The sequence below is a fragment of the Comamonas sp. B-9 genome (assembly GCF_000410635.1).
Lineage (GTDB): Bacteria > Pseudomonadota > Gammaproteobacteria > Burkholderiales > Burkholderiaceae_C > Comamonas.
In genome coordinates this window covers 28,430-30,643 of the sequence record NZ_KE148537.1, presented here as the reverse complement: position 1 = coordinate 30,643, position 2,214 = coordinate 28,430, and the positions used below count along the sequence as shown (strand labels likewise).

Here is a 2,214-nt window from a genome sequence, read left to right as displayed (position 1 = left end):
ACTCCAGCTACACCTTTACCCGCTCCGAGCAAAAGAGCGGCGAGTTTGCCGGCCAGCCGCTGTCGCAGCTGCCGCGCCACATGCTCAATGTTGCGCTCGACTGGAAGCCGTCTGACCGCTGGAACGGCTGGACCAAGCTGTCCTACCGTGGCAAGGAAAGCCAGCCCACCGGCGGACGCTCTGCCCGCACCTGGGTCGCTGGCAGCTATGCGATGTTCGATGTGGGTGGCTCGTTCCACTACAACAAGAACACCACCTTCTTTGCCGGCATCTACAACCTGTTCGACAAGGACGTGTACTACGAAGACTACGCCACCGTGCAGGACGGGCGCCGTTACTGGGTGGGCATGAACCTGAAGTTCTAAACCCACCGCGCGGCGTCCCGCATGCCTGCGGGCGCCGCCTCAACTTGATTGACATGCATTGGAGAAAGACATGACCCAGCCATTGACCACGGCCTGCTGGCGCGCCAGCGCCGCTGCCGCCCTCGCCACGTCGCTGTTTGCCGCACCTGCCGCCTTTGCGCAAGCCCCCAGCCCCAAGGCCCCGGCAACGATCACCGTGCAACACGCCAAGGGCAGCACGGTAGTGCCCTTGGCGCCCAAGCGGGTGGTGGTGTATGACCTGGCATCGCTCGACACGATGCAGGCGCTGAACCTGCCGGTGACCGCCTTGGCCAAGGCCAACTTCCCCAGCTATATGCAGGCCTATGCCGATGCGCGCTACCTGCCAGCGGGCAGCCTGTTCGAGCCCGATTTTGATGCGCTCAGCCACATCCAGCCGGACCTGATCGTCGTGGCGGGCCGCAGCGCCGGCAAGTACGACATCCTGAGCAAGATTGCGCCGACCGTGGACCTGAGCGTCAACAACCAGCAGCTGCTGGCCGATATGCAGCGCAATGTGGTGGCACTCGCATCGCTGTGGGGCAAAGAGGCCCAGGGCGAGCAGCTGATGCAGCGGGTGCGCGCCGAGGTGGACAGCACCCGCGCACTGGCCCAGCAGCAGGCACCCGGCCTCTTGGTGCTGGCCATCAGCACCACGCTCAATGCCCAGCCACCCGGCGCACGCTTTGGCCTGCTGCACGATGTGCTGGGCGTCAAACCTGCGCTGCCCGCCGATGCCAGCAAGCCGCGCGGCGTGCCGATGAAGATGGAAGAGATCCGCCAGCTCAATCCCGCCTGGCTCTATGTGATCGACCGCAATGCCGGTACCGGCAGCACCACCGGCCGCGATGGCAAGCCCGTCGTTGCCAGCACCGAGCTGTTCAACAACGAAGCCATCCGCAACAGCGCCGCTGGCCAGCAGGGCCGGCTGGTGTTCCTGGATCCGCAGGTCTGGTACCTGCTGGGTGTGGCCGGCCCGCAGGCCATGCTGCAGACGACGGCGCAGTTGAAGGCCGTTTGGAGCCCACGCTGAGGTCTTGACGCGGTAAGACGCTTGCAGGGGGTGGCATGTGATGCCTCCCCTTTCTTACGGCACGCGGTCAGGCGGCGGTCGCCAGCGCAAACCCCTCATCCAGCCAACCAGTGATGCCGCCGGCCATGATCTTGACGGGCCTGCCCAGCTGCGCCAGGCGCAAGGCGCCCCGGGCCGCGCCATTGCAGTGCGGGCCGGCGCAATAGGTCACAAACAGCGTATCGGCAGGCCAGGCCGCCAGCTTGCTCGCAATGATCTTGCCGTGCGGCAGATGCAGCGCGCCAGGGACATGGCCTTGTGCATATAGCGCGGCGCTGCGCACATCGAGCAGTACAAAGTCGGGCTGGCCTTGGCCTAGGGCATCGTGCACATCCCAGCAGTCGGTCTCGAACGTGAAGGACCGGGAAAAATGCGCCACGGCATCGGCACTGGCGGCGGCGGGAATCTGGCTGACATAGCGGCTCATGAAGTACTCCTGGTAAACATGGCAGCGATTTTGCGGATCGACCCTGTTGTCTACAATTGGCGCAGAAGACATAAAGAGAAGGATTTGCGCCAATGTCTGCACGCTTGCTGGGCCCGCTGGTCGTTGCACCGGTCTACAACGGTCTTTGCACCTTTGAGTTCTCGATGGTGGCCGAGGTGTTTGGCCTGGAGCGGCCCGAGATGGGTGAGGGCTGGTACCGTTTTGCGAGTGTGGCCGTGGAGCCAGGTCCGCTGCGGGCCCAGGGGGGCTTGCTGGTGCAGGCCAGTGCCGACCTGGCCTTGCTGGAGCAGGCGGACCTGATCGTGGTGCCC

The 2,214-nt window shown here is 64.8% G+C and carries 3 protein-coding genes and 1 pseudogene; 3 read left to right on the top strand and 1 reads right to left on the bottom strand.

Annotated elements, in window-relative coordinates:
* A partial coding sequence (locus H928_RS33120; RefSeq protein ID WP_239644909.1) for a TonB-dependent receptor domain-containing protein occupies positions 1-365 on the top strand: 365 nt, incomplete at its 5' end.
* 70 nt (positions 366-435) lie between these two features.
* Positions 436-1,416 carry an ABC transporter substrate-binding protein gene (locus H928_RS0107830; RefSeq protein WP_021025981.1) on the top strand — a complete coding sequence of 327 codons (981 nt, stop codon included), beginning with the start codon at positions 436-438 and terminating at the stop codon, positions 1,414-1,416.
* Positions 1,417-1,483: 67 nt separating this feature from the next.
* On the opposite strand, the gene H928_RS0107825 is transcribed toward H928_RS0107830, so the two are convergent.
* Complete coding sequence (locus H928_RS0107825; protein WP_027010679.1) at positions 1,484-1,882, bottom strand: rhodanese-like domain-containing protein; 399 nt, start codon at positions 1,880-1,882, stop codon at positions 1,484-1,486.
* A 92-nt stretch (positions 1,883-1,974) separates the two neighbouring features.
* On the opposite strand from H928_RS0107825, the pseudogene ftrA reads away from it, so the two are divergent.
* Positions 1,975-2,214, top strand: a pseudogene (ftrA, locus tag H928_RS33115) (transcriptional regulator FtrA); the annotation flags it as partial.

Coding starts and splice junctions, on each gene's coding strand:
- H928_RS0107830 (WP_021025981.1), top strand. CDS start 436: ATGACCCAGCCATTGACCACGGCCTGCTGGCGCGCCAGCGCCGCTGCC.
- H928_RS0107825 (WP_027010679.1), bottom strand. CDS start 1,882: ATGAGCCGCTATGTCAGCCAGATTCCCGCCGCCGCCAGTGCCGATGCC.